Source organism: Pseudomonas sp. MWU12-2345 (assembly GCF_023242385.1).
GTDB classification, from domain to species: domain Bacteria; phylum Pseudomonadota; class Gammaproteobacteria; order Pseudomonadales; family Pseudomonadaceae; genus Aquipseudomonas; species Aquipseudomonas gingeri_D.
Map to the genome: position 1 here is coordinate 177,198 of NZ_JALLJA010000013.1, position 15,945 is coordinate 193,142.

14 protein-coding genes are annotated in these 15,945 nt (G+C 62.1%); 9 read left to right on the forward strand and 5 right to left on the reverse strand.

Annotation, left to right across the window (positions count from 1 at the left end):
- Positions 1–11 precede the first annotated feature (11 nt).
- The 7 genes from nuoI to yegQ all read left to right on the forward strand — a co-directional run bounded on the left by nuoI (position 12) and on the right by yegQ (position 7,849).
- Positions 12–560 carry an NADH-quinone oxidoreductase subunit NuoI gene (nuoI, locus tag M5C71_RS23655; RefSeq protein ID WP_032627864.1) on the forward strand — a complete coding sequence of 183 codons (549 nt, stop codon included), beginning with the start codon at positions 12–14 and terminating at the stop codon, positions 558–560.
- A 9-nt stretch (positions 561–569) separates the two neighbouring features.
- The gene (gene nuoJ / locus M5C71_RS23660; protein ID WP_100940070.1) at positions 570–1,070 is read left to right on the forward strand and encodes an NADH-quinone oxidoreductase subunit J; all 501 of its coding nucleotides are present in this window, start codon (positions 570–572) and stop codon (positions 1,068–1,070) included.
- Positions 1,071–1,073: 3 nt separating this feature from the next.
- The gene (gene nuoK / locus M5C71_RS23665; RefSeq protein ID WP_100940069.1) at positions 1,074–1,382 is read left to right on the forward strand and encodes an NADH-quinone oxidoreductase subunit NuoK; all 309 of its coding nucleotides are present in this window, start codon (positions 1,074–1,076) and stop codon (positions 1,380–1,382) included.
- Positions 1,379–3,232, forward strand: a complete 1,854-nt coding sequence (gene nuoL, locus M5C71_RS23670; RefSeq protein ID WP_100940068.1) for an NADH-quinone oxidoreductase subunit L — start codon at positions 1,379–1,381, stop codon at positions 3,230–3,232. Before nuoK ends, nuoL begins: the two co-directional genes overlap by 4 nt.
- A 40-nt stretch (positions 3,233–3,272) precedes the next feature.
- The gene (nuoM, locus tag M5C71_RS23675; RefSeq protein WP_103495045.1) at positions 3,273–4,805 is read left to right on the forward strand and encodes an NADH-quinone oxidoreductase subunit M; all 1,533 of its coding nucleotides are present in this window, start codon (positions 3,273–3,275) and stop codon (positions 4,803–4,805) included.
- A 7-nt stretch (positions 4,806–4,812) separates the two neighbouring features.
- Complete coding sequence (nuoN, locus tag M5C71_RS23680) at positions 4,813–6,276, forward strand: NADH-quinone oxidoreductase subunit NuoN (RefSeq protein WP_248768855.1); 1,464 nt, start codon at positions 4,813–4,815, stop codon at positions 6,274–6,276.
- Between the two features lie 238 nt (positions 6,277–6,514).
- Positions 6,515–7,849, forward strand: coding sequence for a tRNA 5-hydroxyuridine modification protein YegQ (gene yegQ / locus M5C71_RS23685; protein ID WP_248768856.1), 1,335 nt, complete (start codon positions 6,515–6,517; stop codon positions 7,847–7,849).
- A 114-nt stretch (positions 7,850–7,963) separates the two neighbouring features.
- On the opposite strand, the gene M5C71_RS23690 is transcribed toward yegQ, so the two are convergent.
- The 5 genes from M5C71_RS23690 to M5C71_RS23710 form a co-directional block, all read right to left on the reverse strand.
- Positions 7,964–9,646: a methyl-accepting chemotaxis protein gene (locus tag M5C71_RS23690; protein WP_248768857.1), complete on the reverse strand. Its 1,683-nt coding sequence runs from the start codon at positions 9,644–9,646 to the stop codon at positions 7,964–7,966.
- 143 nt (positions 9,647–9,789) lie between these two features.
- Positions 9,790–11,472, reverse strand: a complete 1,683-nt coding sequence (locus M5C71_RS23695) for a methyl-accepting chemotaxis protein (protein WP_248747135.1) — start codon at positions 11,470–11,472, stop codon at positions 9,790–9,792.
- A gap of 298 nt (positions 11,473–11,770) precedes the next feature.
- Positions 11,771–13,084 (reverse strand): ATP-binding protein, encoded by a 1,314-nt coding sequence (locus tag M5C71_RS23700; RefSeq protein ID WP_248768858.1) that lies wholly within the window; start codon positions 13,082–13,084, stop codon positions 11,771–11,773.
- Positions 13,081–13,749, reverse strand: coding sequence for a response regulator transcription factor (locus M5C71_RS23705; RefSeq protein ID WP_177104254.1), 669 nt, complete (start codon positions 13,747–13,749; stop codon positions 13,081–13,083). The genes M5C71_RS23700 and M5C71_RS23705 overlap by 4 nt, the downstream gene beginning before the upstream one ends.
- A complete protein-coding gene (locus tag M5C71_RS23710; protein ID WP_103499624.1) occupies positions 13,749–14,057 on the reverse strand; it encodes a PepSY domain-containing protein in 309 nt (102 codons plus the stop codon). The genes M5C71_RS23705 and M5C71_RS23710 overlap by 1 nt, the downstream gene beginning before the upstream one ends.
- Positions 14,058–14,343: 286 nt before the next feature.
- Between M5C71_RS23710 and M5C71_RS23715 the strand changes: the two genes are divergently transcribed.
- Both M5C71_RS23715 and queD read left to right on the forward strand, forming a co-directional pair.
- The gene (locus tag M5C71_RS23715) at positions 14,344–15,423 is read left to right on the forward strand and encodes a hypothetical protein (RefSeq protein WP_103499623.1); all 1,080 of its coding nucleotides are present in this window, start codon (positions 14,344–14,346) and stop codon (positions 15,421–15,423) included.
- Positions 15,424–15,506: 83 nt separating this feature from the next.
- Positions 15,507–15,863 carry a 6-carboxytetrahydropterin synthase QueD gene (gene queD, locus M5C71_RS23720; RefSeq protein WP_100940057.1) on the forward strand — a complete coding sequence of 119 codons (357 nt, stop codon included), beginning with the start codon at positions 15,507–15,509 and terminating at the stop codon, positions 15,861–15,863.
- Positions 15,864–15,945: the final 82 nt, after the last annotated feature.

Genomic DNA, 15,945 nt, shown 5'->3' on the forward strand with positions numbered 1-15,945 from the left:
GGATTTGACCCATGTTCAAATATATTGGCGACATCGTTAAGGGTACTGGTACCCAGTTGCGAAGCCTGGTGATGGTTTTCGGCCACGGCTTCCGCAAGCGCGACACCCTGCAATACCCGGAAGAAGCGGTGTACCTGCCGCCGCGTTATCGCGGTCGTATCGTACTGACCCGCGACCCCGACGGCGAAGAACGCTGCGTGGCCTGCAACCTGTGCGCCGTGGCGTGCCCGGTGGGTTGCATCTCGCTGCAGAAAGCCGAAACCGACGACGGTCGTTGGTACCCGGAGTTCTTCCGCATCAACTTCTCGCGCTGCATTTTCTGCGGCCTCTGCGAGGAAGCCTGCCCGACCACCGCGATCCAGCTGACACCGGATTTCGAAATGGCCGAGTTCAAACGTCAGGACCTGGTGTACGAGAAAGAAGATCTGCTGATCTCCGGCCCCGGCAAGAACCCTGATTACAACTTCTATCGTGTTGCAGGGATGGCCGTTGCCGGGAAGCCGAAAGGCGCTGCCCAGAACGAAGCCGAGCCGATCAACGTGAAGAGCTTGCTGCCTTAAGGAAGAACGATGGAATTCGCTTTCTATTTCGCATCGGGTGTCGCTGTTCTGTCCACGCTGCGCGTGATCACCAACACCAACCCTGTGCATGCCCTGCTCTACCTGATTATCTCGCTGATTGCCGTGGCGATGACCTTCTTCAGCCTCGGTGCACCCTTTGCCGGTGCCCTGGAAGTGATCGCCTACGCCGGTGCCATTATGGTGCTGTTTGTGTTCGTGGTGATGATGCTGAACCTGGGGCCCGCCTCGGTGCTGCAAGAGCGCGACTGGCTCAAGCCGGGGATCTGGATCGGTCCGGTGATCCTCTGCGCCCTGCTGCTGGTCGAACTGCTCTATGTGCTGTTCAGCCACAGCAGCGGCGCGGCTCTCGGTCAAACCACCGTAGGCGCCAAGGCCGTGGGCATCAGCCTGTTCGGTCCGTACCTGCTGGTGGTCGAACTCGCCTCGATGCTGCTGCTCGCCGCAGCCATCACGGCATTCCACCTGGGCCGCAACGAGGCGAAGGAGTAATTCATGCCTGCTATCCCTTTGGAACATGGCCTGGCTGTCGCCGGTATCCTGTTCAGCCTCGGCCTGATCGGCCTGATGGTTCGCCGCAACATCCTCTTCGTGCTGATGAGCCTGGAGGTGATGATGAACGCCGCCGCCCTGGCCTTCATCGTCGCGGGCTCACGTTGGGCGCAGCCGGATGGACAGATCATGTTCATCCTGGTGATCAGCCTGGCAGCCGCCGAGGCCAGTATCGGCCTGGCGATCCTGCTGCAACTGTATCGCCGCTTCCACACGCTCGATATCGACGCTGCCAGTGAGATGCGCGGATGAACATGATCTTTCTGACTTTCGTATTCCCCCTGATCGGTTTCCTGCTGCTGTCGTTCTCCCGTGGACGCCTCTCGGAAAACCTCTCGGCCCTGATCGGGGTCGGCTCCATCGGCCTGTCGGCCATCGTCGCCGCCTATGTGATCTGGCAATTCAACGTCGCGCCGCCCGAGGGTGGCCACTACACCCTGGTGCTGTGGCAGTGGATGTCGGTGGAGGGCTTTGCCCCCAACTTCGCCCTGTACGTCGACGGCCTGTCGATCACCATGCTCGGCGTGGTGGTCGGCGTGGGTTTCCTGATCCACCTGTTCGCCTCCTGGTACATGCGCGGTGAAGACGGTTACTCGCGCTTCTTCGCCTACACCAACCTGTTTATCGCCAGCATGCTGTTCCTGGTCCTGGGCGATAACCTGTTGTTCCTGTACTTCGGTTGGGAAGGCGTGGGCCTGTGCTCCTACCTGTTGATCGGTTTCTACTACAGCAACCGCAACAACGGTAACGCCGCCCTCAAGGCCTTTATCGTCACCCGTATCGGCGACGTGTTCATGGCCATCGGCCTGTTCATCCTGTTCACCCAGTTGGGCACGCTGAATATCCAGGAACTGCTGGTCAAGGCCCCTCAGCACTTCCAGGTCGGCGACTTCTGGATCGTTCTGGCGACCCTGATGCTGCTCGGTGGTGCGGTCGGTAAATCCGCGCAACTGCCGCTGCAGACCTGGCTGGCGGACGCGATGGCCGGTCCTACCCCGGTTTCGGCACTGATCCACGCCGCAACCATGGTGACCGCCGGTGTCTACCTGATCGCCCGTACCCACGGCTTGTTCACCCTGGCGCCGGATATCCTGCACCTGGTGGGCATCGTCGGTGGCGTGACCCTGGTCCTGGCCGGCTTCGCCGCCCTGGTCCAGACCGACATCAAGCGGATCCTCGCCTACTCGACCATGAGCCAGATCGGCTACATGTTCCTGGCCCTGGGCGTCGGTGCCTGGGAAGGCGCGATCTTCCACCTGATGACCCACGCCTTCTTCAAGGCCCTGCTGTTCCTCGCGTCCGGTGCGGTGATCGTCGCCTGCCATCACGAGCAGAACATCTTCAAGATGGGCGGCCTGTGGAAGAAACTGCCGTTGGCCTACGCCAGCTTCATCGTCGGTGGTGCCGCCCTGTCCGCCCTGCCGATCGTGACCGCCGGTTTCTACTCCAAGGACGAAATCCTCTGGGAAGCCTTCGCCAGCGGTAACCACAATCTGCTCTATGCAGGTCTGGTCGGCGCGTTCATGACGTCGCTCTACACCTTCCGCCTGATCTTCATCACCTTCCACGGTGAAGCCAAGACCGAAGCCCACGCCGGCCACGGGATTTCCCACTGGCTGCCACTGGGCGTGCTGATCGTGCTGTCGACCTTCGTCGGTGCCTGGATTCATCCGCCACTGGCCGGTGTCCTGCCGGAAAGCGCCGGTCATGCCGGCGGCGAAGCCAAGCACAGCCTGGAAATCGCCTCGGGTGCCATTGCCCTGGCCGGTATCCTGCTGGCTGCCGTGTTGTTCCTCGGCAAGCGTCGCTTCGTGACCGCGGTCGCCAACAGCGGCATCGGCCGTTTCCTCTCGGCCTGGTGGTTCGCCGCCTGGGGCTTCGACTGGATCTACGACAAGCTGTTCGTCAAGCCGTACCTGGCGATCAGTCATCTGCTGCGCAAAGACCCGCTCGACCAGACCATCGGCCTGATCCCGCGTATGGCCAAAGGCGGCAACACCGCCCTGAGCCGTACCGAGACCGGTCAGCTGCGCTGGTATGCCGCGTCGATCGCCGCCGGTGCCGTCGTGGTGCTGGGCGCCATTGTGCTGGTAGCGGTCTGACTATGAACCTTGCGACATTGCGAAAGGAATTGAGCCCGTCATGATTCTGCCTTGGCTAATCCTGATCCCCTTTATCGGCGGCCTGCTGTGCTGGATGGGTGAGCGTTTCGGCTCCACCCTCCCCCGCTGGATTGCGCTGCTGACCATGTCCCTCGAACTCGCCCTCGGCCTCTGGCTGTGGGCCCACGGGGATTTCCATCTGGCACCGGCGCCTGGCGCCGCTCCGACCTTCGCGCTTGAGTTCAAGCACGTCTGGATCGAGCGCTTCGGCATCAACGTGCACCTGGCCCTCGACGGCCTGTCGCTGCTGATGATCCTGCTGACCGGCCTGCTGGGTATCCTTTCGGTACTCTGCTCGTGGAAAGAGATCCAGCGTCACGTGGGCTTCTTCCACCTGAACCTGATGTGGATCCTGGGCGGTGTCGTCGGCGTGTTCCTCGCCCTCGACCTGTTCATGTTCTTCTTCTTCTGGGAAATGATGCTGGTGCCGATGTACTTCCTCATCGCGCTCTGGGGTCACAGTTCTTCGGACGGCAAGAAAACCCGGATCTACGCGGCGACCAAGTTCTTCATCTTCACCCAGGCTTCCGGCCTGATCATGTTGGTGGCGATCCTCGGCCTGGTCCTGGTCAACTTCAACAACACCGGCGTGATTACCTTCAACTACGCCGACCTGTTGAAAACCAAGATGTCGCTGACCACCGAGTACATCCTGATGCTCGGCTTCTTCATCGCCTTCGCGGTGAAACTGCCGGTGGTGCCGTTCCACTCCTGGCTGCCGGACGCCCACGCCCAGGCGCCGACCGCCGGTTCCGTGGACCTGGCCGGTATCTTGCTGAAAACCGCCGCCTACGGTCTGTTGCGTTTCGCCCTGCCGTTGTTCCCGAATGCCTCGGCGGAATTCGCGCCGATTGCCATGACCCTGGGTCTGATCGGGATCTTCTACGGTGCATTCCTGGCCTTCGCCCAAACCGACATCAAGCGCCTGATCGCCTTCTCCAGCGTCTCGCACATGGGTTTCGTGCTGATCGGGATCTACTCCGGCAGCCAGCAGGCCCTGCAAGGCGCGGTGATCCAGATGCTCGCCCACGGTCTGTCGGCGGCGGCACTCTTTATCCTCAGCGGCCAGCTCTACGAGCGCACCCACACCCGCGACATGCGTGAAATGGGTGGCCTGTGGTCGAAGATCGCCTACCTGCCGGCCATCAGCCTGTTCTTCGCGGCCGCTTCCCTGGGCCTGCCGGGGACCGGCAACTTCGTCGGCGAATTCCTGATCCTGATCGGCACCTTCGTCGCGGCACCGTGGATCACCGCGATTGCCACCTCGGGCCTGGTGTTCGGTTCGGTCTATTCGCTGATCATGATTCACCGTGCCTACTTCGGCCCGTCCAAATCCGATGCCGTGCTGCACGGCATGGATGGCCGCGAACTGATCATGGTGCTGGGACTGGCGGTACTGCTGATCTACATCGGCGTGTACCCGCAACCGTTCCTCGATACTTCCGCCGCCACCATGCATGGTGTGCAGCAGTGGATCGGCACCGCCTTCACTCAACTCGCTTCGGCCCGGTAAGAGCGCTATGGACCTGACGACTCAACACTTTATTGCGCTTGCACCGCTGCTGATCACCAGTCTCACCGTTGTCGTGGTGATGCTGGCGATCGCCTGGCGCCGCAACCACTCACAGACCTTCCTGCTCTCGGTGGCCGGTCTCAACCTGGCGCTGCTGTCGATCATCCCGGCGCTGAAAGTCGCGCCACTGGCGGTGACAGCGCTGATCCAGATCGACGACTTCGCCTGCCTGTACATGGCGCTGATCCTGGTCGCCACCCTGGCCTGCGTCACCCTGGCCCATGCCTACCTGGGCGATGGCGGCGACGGCTACCCGGGCAACCGTGAAGAACTCTACCTGCTGATCCTGATGGCCGCCGCCGGCGGTCTGGTCCTGGTCAGCGCGCAGCACCTGGCCAGCCTGTTTATCGGCCTGGAACTGCTCTCGGTACCGGTCTACGGCCTGGTGGCCTACGCCTTCTTCAACAAGCGTTCGCTGGAAGCCGGCATCAAGTACATGGTGCTGTCGGCGGCGGGTTCGGCCTTCCTGCTGTTCGGTATGGCCCTGCTCTACGCTGAAGCCGGCACCCTGAGCTTCACCGGTATCGGTCACGCCCTGGCGGCCACCGGCCTGCCAAGCCCGATTGCCCAACTGGGCCTGGGCATGATGCTGGTCGGCCTGGCGTTCAAGCTGTCGCTGGTACCCTTCCACCTGTGGACCCCGGACGTTTACGAAGGCGCCCCTGCGCCGGTGGCGGCATTCCTTGCCACCGCCAGCAAGGTCGCCGTGTTTGCCGTGATGATCCGTCTGTTCCAGATCTCTCCGGTGGCCAGCAGTGGCGTCCTGAGCAATGTGCTGGCGATGATCGCCATCGCGTCGATCCTGATCGGTAACCTGCTGGCGCTGACCCAGAACAACCTCAAGCGTCTGCTGGGTTATTCGTCCATCGCCCACTTCGGCTACCTGCTGATCGCCCTGGTGGCGAGCAAGGGCATGGCCATGGAAGCCATGGGCGTGTACCTGGTCACCTACGTGATCACCAGCCTCGGCGCCTTCGGCGTGATCACCCTGATGTCCTCGCCTTACAAAGGCCGTGACGCGGATGCCCTGTACGAATACCGCGGCCTGTTCTGGCGCCGTCCGTACCTGACCGCCGTACTGACCGTGATGATGCTGTCCCTGGCCGGTATCCCGCTGACCGCCGGCTTTATCGGCAAGTTCTACATCATCGCGACCGGTGTCGAGTCCCATCACTGGTGGCTGATCGGTTCGCTGGTGCTGGGCAGCGCCATCGGCGTGTTCTACTACCTGCGCGTGATGGTCACCCTGTACCTGATCGAACCGAACCTGCGTCGTGTCGATGCCCAGCTGCACTGGGAACAGCGCGCGGGCGGCGTGATGCTGCTGGCGATCGCGGTACTGGCCTTCTTCCTCGGCCTGTACCCGCAACCGCTGCTGGAACTAGTGCAACACGCGGTACTGGCGAGCTAAGCAGTCGCCGGCTGTACCCGACACCCCGCCCGAGGCAACTCCGGCGGGGTGTTTTGTTTCTACTTCCCTTGTAGGAGCGAGCTTGCTCGCGATGGTAGTCCAGGCACCGCTGGGTATCAGGTGCCACGCGTTATCGTTGACGCCCATCGCGAGCAAGCTCGCTCCTACAGTAGACCTGGATCAATACCGCGCACGGTCCGATGACTTAGTCTCGCGACCTTTTGCGAACGATCCGACCATGGCCCTCCCCTCCCCCGAACTGCTGGCGCCCGCCGGCACCCTGAAGAACATGCGCTACGCCTTCGCCTATGGCGCCGATGCGGTCTACGCCGGCCAACCGCGCTACAGCCTGCGGGTGCGCAACAACGAATTCGACCACGCCAACCTGGCCCTCGGCATCCAGGAAGCCCAGGCCCAGGGCAAGCGCTTCTACGTGGTGGTGAACATCGCCCCGCACAATGCCAAGCTCAAGACCTTTCTCAAGGACCTGGCGCCGGTGATCGCCATGGCGCCCGATGCGCTGATCATGTCCGACCCTGGCCTGATCATGCTGGTGCGCGAGCATTTCCCGCAGATGCCGATTCATCTGTCGGTGCAGGCCAATACGGTGAACTGGGCCAGTGTGCGGTTCTGGCAACAACTGGGGCTGAGCCGGATCATCCTCTCCCGGGAGCTGTCCCTGGAGGAGATCGGCGAGATCCGCGAGCAGGTGCCGGATATGGAGCTGGAGGTGTTCGTCCACGGGGCGCTGTGCATGGCCTATTCCGGGCGCTGCCTGCTCTCCGGGTACATGAATCGTCGCGACGCCAACCAGGGCAGTTGCACCAATGCCTGCCGCTGGCAGTACAAGGCGCAGCCGGCGGCGGAAAACCTGCTGGGCGAGATTGTCCAGGCGTTCGATCCGGTCGAACCGACCCTGGGCCTCGGGGCGCCGACCGAGCAGGTGTTCCTGCTCCAGGAGGCCCAGCGACCGGATGAGTCGATGCCGGCCTTCGAGGACGAGCACGGCACCTACATCATGAACGCCAAGGACCTGCGCGCCGTGCAGCATGTCGAGCGGCTGACCCGCATGGGCGTGCATTCGCTGAAGATCGAAGGCCGGACCAAATCGCATTTCTACTGTGCGCGAACGACCCAGGTCTATCGTCGGGCGATTGACGACGCAGTGGCCGGGCGAGCGTTTGATCGCAGCCTGATGCATGACCTCGAGTCATTGGCCCAGCGCGGCTATACCGAGGGTTTTCTGCGTCGGCATGTGCATGACGAGTACCAGAACTACCAGCACGGCAGTTCAGTCTCGGAACGCCAACAGTTTGTCGGGGAGCTGACGGGGGAGCGGCGTGAGGGGTTGGCACAGGTCAAGGTGAAGAATCGGTTTGGGCTCGGTGATCATCTGGAACTGATGACGCCCGAGGGCAATCTGCATTTTGATCTGGATGAGCTGCGCAACGAGCGTGGCGAGCGGATTGAGGTGGCACCCGGGGATGGGCACACGGTGTATCTGCCGGTGCCGGAGGGTGTGGAGTTGCGGTTTGGGTTGTTGATGCGGGATGTCACGACTGGCGAACAATAAACTGAGGATAGCGAGCAAGCCCTGATACCACCCAGTTAAAGCCGGACACGCTCCCACAGTATCTGTGCCGTACGCAGGAATTGCGTCAGACACAAAACTGTAGGGGCAGGCCTCTTAGATCCGGAACTGTCCTACCAACTTGCCCAGGTTCCGTCCCAATTCCGCCAGGCTGCGGGAGGTCTGGGCGCTGCGCTGGGTTTCATCGGCCACGCTGTCCACCGCCGAGGCGATCTGGTGCACGCTGCGGTTGATCTCCTCGGCCACCGAGGTCTGCTCGTCGGCGGCGCTGGCGATCTGCGCGTTCATCGTATTGATGGTGCCGATCAACTGCGCCATGGTATCCAGCGACACACCCGCCTCGTTGGCCCGGTCCGAAGTACCGTCACCGGCCTCGCTGGAACGACGCATGGCCTCCACCGCCACCTGCGTCCCCGTTTGCAGACGGTCGATCATGCCCTGGATTTCCTGGGTGCTTTGCTGGGTCCGGCTGGCCAGCGCCCGCACTTCATCGGCCACCACCGCAAAACCACGCCCCGCCTCACCCGCTCGCGCGGCCTCGATGGCCGCGTTGAGGGCCAACAGGTTGGTCTGCTCGGCAATGGAACGAATCACCCCGAGCACGCTGACAATCGAGGTCACATCCTGCTGCAGGCTGTCCAGGGTGGTGCCGCTGTGGCGGATATCCTTCACCAGTGCATGGATCTGCTGGATGCTGCCGTCGACCACGCGCTTGGCGGTCTTGCCCTCGGCATCGGTCTGCTGCGCGGCGACCGCCGCCCCTTGCGCGCCACGTGCCACTTCCTGGGCCGCCGAGGACATCTGGTTGATCGCGGTGGCCACCTGGTCGGTTTCGTGGCGTTGACGCTCCATCGCCTGCTCCGAGCGCTGGGTCTGCTCACTGACCTGGGCCACCAGCGTGGTCAATTGCACGGTCATTTCGCTGATCTGCCGCACCAGGCCATGGATCTTGTCGACAAAGCGATTGAAGGAACCGGCCAACTGCCCCAGTTCATCCTCGCTGGTGACCTCCAGGCGCCGGGTCAGATCACCCTCCCCGGCCGCAATATCGTCCAGGCTGAGTTTCATCAGCAGCAACGGCCGCAGAATGCCATTGCCCATCAATACCCCGATCACCGCAATCACCAGCAGCACCACCAGCGCAATCCCGAAGATACTCAGGATCACCCCTTCCATGCGCTGGTGGACCTTGGCCTCCACCTCCGCCACCTGGATCTCGATATTGTCGAGGTTGACGAAGGTACCGATGGCCATATCCCACTTGGGCAGGAACTCGGTGTAGGCGATCTTGGGCACCAGCACCTGTTCGTTGGTGGCCAGCGACGCGCTGTATCTCAGGTAATGGCTACCGTCCTTGGCCACCCGGACCAGCTCGCGGGTGAAGTAGACACCATTCGCGTCGTGGGCATCGTTGAAACTCTTGCCGATGCCATCCGGGTTGTCGCTCTTGAACACTCGGACGATCTGCGAATCGGTGCCGAAAAAGTAACCGTCCTTGCCATACTTGATGCTCGACAGCAGCTTCACCGCCTGGGCCCTGGCCACCATGTCGCCCTGGGCTGACGCATCGTAGAGTGGCTTGATCGCGGTGATCGCCAGGTTGACGTAATTCTGCAAGGTCACCTTGGCTTCCGAGAGCAAGCGCTGACGGGTTTCCTCCACTTCATCCTTGGCCTGGTTCTGCAGGATCCACACCATGGTCAGGCTGATCACCAGGGCGCAGAGTAATACCGGCAGTACCGCGAGGGACACGACTTTGGTCTTCAGACTCAGGCGCATATTGGTTCTCTCTTATGGAGTGGAGTTGCGGTCCGGCTTGTAGACTCGGAATGTCACAACCGGCGAACAATACACTGTGGCGAACGGGCAAACCCTGACGCCACGCAGTTAAAGCCGAACACGGCCCCTGTGGGGCCGGATTGTTAGATCCGGAACTGCCCCACCAGCTTGCCCAGGCGCTGTCCCAGCTCCGCCAGGCTGCGGGAGGTCTGGGCGCTGCGCTGGGTTTCATCCGCCACGCTGTCCACCGCCGAAGCGATCTGGTGCACGCTGCGGTTGATCTCTTCGGCCACCGAGGTCTGCTCGTCGGCCGCGCTGGCGATCTGTGCGTTCATTGCGTTGATGGTGCCGATCAACTGCGCCATGGTATCCAGCGACACACCCGCCTCGTTGGCCCGGTCCGAGGTGCCGTCACCGGCCTCGCTGGAACGACGCATGGCCTCCACCGCCACCTGCGTCCCCGTTTGCAGACGGTCGATCATGCCCTGGATTTCCTGGGTGCTCTGCTGGGTCCTGCTGGCCAGCGCCCGAACCTCATCGGCCACCACCGCAAAACCACGTCCCGCCTCGCCGGCCCGCGCGGCCTCGATGGCCGCGTTGAGGGCCAGCAGGTTAGTCTGTTCGGCAATGGAACGAATCACCCCGAGCACGCTGACAATCGAGGTCACGTCCTGCTGCAGGCTGTCCAGGGTGGTACCGCTGTGGCGGATGTCCTTCACCAGCGCATGGATCTGCTGGATGCTGCCATCGACCACACGTTTGGCGGTCTTGCCCTCGGCGTCGGTCTGCTGCGCGGCGACCGCCGCCCCTTGCGCGCCACGTGCCACTTCCTGGGCTGCCGAGGACATCTGGTTGATGGCCGTGGCCACCTGGTCGGTTTCGTGGCGCTGACGCTCCATCGCCTGTTCCGAACGCTGGGCCTGATCGCTGACCTGGGACACCAGCGTGGTCAGTTGCACGGTCATTTCGCTGATCTGCCGCACCAGCCCATGGATCTTGTCGACAAAGCGGTTGAAGGAACCGGCCAACTGCCCCAGTTCGTCCTGGCTGGTGACCGCCAGGCGCCGCGTCAGGTCACCCTCACCGGCCGCGATATCGTCCAGGCTGAGCTTCATCAGTTGCAACGGGCGCAAAATGGTATTGGCCACCAGTATTCCGAGGACCGCGATCACCAGCAGCACCACCAGAGTGATCCCGAGAATGCTCAGAATCACGCCCTCCAGACGCTGATGGACCTTGGCCTCCACCTCGGCGACCTGGGCCTCGAGGCCATCGAGGTTGACGAAGGTACCGATGGCTATGTCCCACTTGGGCAGGAATTCGGTGTAACCGATCTTGGGTACCAGCACCTGGTCGTTGGTGGCCAACGACGCGCTGTATTTCAGGTAATGGGTACCGTCCTTGGCGACCTGCACCAGGTCACGGTTGACGTACACGCCATTCGGGTCGCGAGCATCCTTGAAACTCTTGCCGACGCCATCCGGGTTGTCACTCTTGAACACCCGCACGACCTGCGAGTCATAGCCGAAAAAATAACCGTCCTTGCCATACTTGATGCTCGACAGCAGCTTTACCGCCTGGGCCCTGGCCGCCATGTCGCCCGGGGCCGAAGCATCGTAGAGCGGCTTGATCGCGGTCATCACCTGGGTGACGTAATTCTGCAACGTCGTCTTGGACTCCGACAGCAAACGCTGACGGGTTTCCTCCACCTCATCCTTGGCCTGATTCTGCAACATCCATACCGTGGTCAGACTGATCACCAGGGCGCAGAGCAATACCGGCAACACTGCGAGGGACACGACTTTGGCCTTCAGGCTCAGACCCATGATGGTTCTCTCTTATAGGAATAGACGGTCTAACGGGTTAACGGCTTGGAACGAGCAAAGTTGAGCATAGCGACTATTGATACACGCAAATGACGTACTACGGATATCAGCCAATTACGGGTTAACGCTATTCTCCCCCCACGCCGACTCCTGGCGCCCGTGAAACGGCCACGACTTGTTCAATAACATTATATTTTTCAGTAACATAGAGATTGTCTGAAGGTTTTATTTATTTTTTATTGAGCAATTAAATAAATAAAAACTTCACGTCGTATGAAGCACAGCTCGGGGGCCGGGCCTAGCGGCGTGGCACGTCGACCGTTACCGACAGCCCGCCCAGCGGGCTGCTCGACAAACGCAGATCGCCGCCCCAGGCCTCGACGATATCGCGCACGATCCCCAGGCCCAATCCATGCCCGCGGGTCTGTTCATCCAGGCGGGTACCGCGGCTGAAGACTTCCGCCCTGCTCTGCGCTGGAATACCCGGACCATCATCCTCGATCCCCAGGCGATAACCCGCCGACACCTCGACAATACTCAGGCGCACCTGCGCATCGGCCCATTTGCAGGCGTTGTCCAGCAGGTTGCCGAGCAGTTCCAGCAGGTCCTCTCGATCCCAGGGCAACTGCAAGCCGGGCGCAACCTCATGCTCCAGCTGCAGGTGCTCGCCATGGATCATGCGCAGGGTCGAGAACAGCGCCGGCAGTTCCGCATCGCAATCGAAGACCGCGCCGGGCAAGGTGTCTCCCGCCAGTCGGGCACGCCCCAGTTCCCGTTCCAGGCGTTGCCGAATCTGCTCCAGTTGCTCACGCAAGGTCTGGCGCAGCAGCGGGTGGGCTTCCAATTCGACGCTGGAGGTCAGGCTCAGCATGACCGCCAGCGGGGTCTTGAGCGCATGACCGAGATTACCCAGGGCGTTGCGCGAACGCTTGAGGCTGCCCTCGGTGTGGGCCAGCAGGCGATTGATCTGCGACACCAGCGGTTCCAGTTCCGCCGGCACCTGGGTATCGAGTTGCGAACGTTGGCCTTGTTGCAGCTGGGCAATCTGCTTGCGGGCGTTCTCCAGCGGACGCAGGGCCCGGCGCACGGTGACCCGCTGCAACAACAGAATCGCGATCAGCGCCGCCAGGCCGATGCCCAGGCCGATACGCTGCATCAGCTGGAAACTGCGGCGGACCGGGGTGTAGTCCTGGGCCACGCTGATACTGATCGATTGCCCCAGCCGCCGATAGTCCGAACGCAGCACCAGCAGCATCTGCCCTTCCGGCCCCAGTTGCAGGTTGGCGTGCAGCCCGGCCTTTTCGACGATGGGCAGTTCCTGATCCCAGAGTGAACGCGAGCGCCAGTGTTGATCGGCGAAATCGATCCGAAAGTAGTGCCCGGAAAAAGGCCGCTGATAGGCTGGCGACAAACGTCGCTCATCCAGCCTCAGCCCCTGAGGGGTGCGTACCAGCGCCACCAGCAGGCTCTCGCTGTCCGCATGCAGGCCGTCTTCCAGATAGCGCTGCAGGCCCAGCTCGAACAGCCAGAGGCTGGTCGGCGCCACCACCAGTCCGGCGACGAGCAAGACACTGACCAGCCCCAGGCTCAAACGGCGCTGAATCGACTTCACCGGGCCGCGCCACCAAAGCGATAACCCTGGCCGCGACGGGTTTCGATCACCCCGCGCCCGAGCTTGCGCCGCAGGTGATTGACGTGGACCTCCAGCACATTGGAGTCGCGCTCGGTTTCGCCGTCGTAGAGATGCTCGGCCAGATGGCTTTTCGAGAGAATCTGTTCCGGGTGCAGCATGAAGTAACGCAACAACCTGAACTCGGCCGCCGTGAGCTGGACATCGCCACCCTCGCGGCTGACGCATTGGCGGCCTTCGTCCAGGTGCAGGCCGGCGGCCTTAAGGGTCGGCTGGTTGGCCTGGCCACGGGCCCGGCGCAGCAACGACTGGACCCGCAACTGCAACTCCTGCGGGTGAAACGGCTTGGTCAGGTAATCGTCGGCACCGGCCTTGAGCCCCTCGATACGTTCGGCCCAGGAACCCCGTGCGGTGAGGATCAGTACCGGCACCGCCAGGCTGTCGGCACGCCATTTGTGCAACACCTCAAGCCCCGGCAAGCCCGGCAGACCGAGATCGAGAATGATCAGGTCATAGGGCTCGACCGCGCCCTGGAAGAGCGCATCGCGCCCATCGGCCAACCAGTCGACGGCATAGCCCTGGCGGGTCAGGCTGGCCAACAGCTCGTCCGCCAAGGGAACATGGTCTTCCACCAACAACAACCGCATCAATCGTCTTCCTTGTCTTTTAATAAACGACCACTGCTGGCATCCAGCTCGATATCCCGAACGACACCGGCACGGGTCAGCAGCTCGACGTCATAGACATAGACGTCCTGCCGGCTCAGCAGTTCGGCTGCCAGCAGCTTTGCCCCGGGGTAATGATTCAAGGCCTGCTGCAGCAGTTGCTCCAGCGGCATGATGACGCCCTGGCTACGCAGGCGCAGGGCTTCGTCCTGGTCCAGGTTATTGGCCGAAACCGTTGAGCAAAAGATCGCGAGCGCGAGCAGGGTGCAAGCGTGCAGATTCAATGTCATTAACTGTCCTGATGATCCTTGGGAACCTGCCCGCCGATGGCGTCCGATTCAACCTCCCACTCAACTCCCTGAGCGTCGCGCAGTTCTATCCGATAAGTGAAGTCGCCATCTTGCCTGTTCCGCTCAGCCTTGGCTGATCCGTCAGCTTCCCAGGGTAGACACGGCAACTTAATCGAAACTGAATTTTTCAGAGCCTTATCAGCCCAGGCACTGTCTTGGGCGGAACAACCGCCCGCGAAGCCGGCGAGCGCCCTTATAATCACTGCCCCGGTAGAACGAGGCCTGTATGACCGCCATCCATATCAAGTTTCCCGCCTTGACCCTCAAGGCCGGCAAGCGGACCCTGCAACGCATTCGCGAACAGGGCTTGAAAGCCGCCGATGTCGGCACCTTGCCCGGTGCGGCCGGCGGTCCCAAGGCCCTCGGTATCCAGGGGCTGGACCTGGCCCTGTTCGGTGAGTGGCTGCCGGCCAGCCCGCGGGAACGCTCGCTGATCGGCGCCTCTATCGGCGCCTGGCGCTTCGCCAGTGCCTGCCTGCCGAATGCCGCCGAGGGCATCACGCGGTTGGGCCAGCTCTACAATGAGCAGAGCTTCGCCAAGGGCGTGACCATGGCCCAGGTCAGCGAGAGCTGCCGGCGCATGCTCCATGACCTGCTCGATGGTCGCGACGCATCGATCCTGACCAACCACCATTACCGCCTGAACGTGGTGATCGTGAAGAGCCATGGCCTGCTCGCCCATGATCATCGGGGGCGCCTGGGGCTTGGGCTGTCGTCGGTGATCGCCGACAACCTGGTCAAGCGCTCACGCCTGTCACGGCATTTCGAGAGGGTCATCCTGCATGATCCGCGACTGGCCCCTCCCCTGCAGGCGCTCACTGATTTTCCGTCACGCTGCCTGCCCCTGGCCGCCGACAATCTGCGCCAGGGCTTGCTGGCCTCTGGCTCCATCCCGATGGTGATGGAGGGCGTGCGCGATATCGCCGGGGTCGGTGCCGGCACCTACCGCGATGGCGGGCTGCTGGACTATCACCTGGACCTGCCCTACAGCGGCGATGATGTGGTGCTGTACCCGCACTTCACCGACAAGGTCATCCCCGGCTGGTTCGACAAGACCCTGCCCTGGCGCCGGGGCAACCCGGACAGGTTGCAGGACGTGCTGCTGATCGCCCCCTCGCGGGAATACCTGGCCCACCTGCCCCACGGCAAGCTGCCCGACCGTAACGACTTCAAGCGTTATATGGGCGACGATAAGGGCCGCCAGGCCTATTGGCGCAAGGCGATGGAGCAGAGCCGACGGCTGGGCGACGAGTTTCTCGAACTGGTCGACAATGGCCGCCTGGGTGAACGCCTGTTGGCGCTTTGAGGCGATTGCCGCCGCGCAAGCTGTTAAACTGCCGGCCTGCATTTATCGGCTGCGCGCTGGCCACCTTCAGAGCTGACATTACCGTGGAAATCTTCAAAGAATTTACGTTCGAATCCGCCCATAAACTGCCCCACGTGCCGGACGGGCATAAATGCGGCCGCCTGCATGGTCACTCGTTCAAGGTGGCGATTCATCTGAGCGGCGATATGGACCCGCATACCGGCTGGATCCGTGACTTCTCGGAGATCAAGGCGATCTTCAAGCCGCTGTATGAGCGCCTGGACCACAACTACCTGAATGATATTCCCGGCCTTGAGAACCCCACCAGCGAGAACCTGGCGAAGTGGATCTGGCAGGAGTTGAAGCCGTTGCTGCCCGAGCTGTCGGCGATTCGCATCCACGAGACCTGCACCAGTGGCTGTATCTATCGCGGAGAATAAAGCCCGCTTATAAAAACCACCTGCTTGGGTGGTTTTTTTATGTCCGGGATTTGGCGGCAGTGCCTGGGTTTTCTGCGGCCCA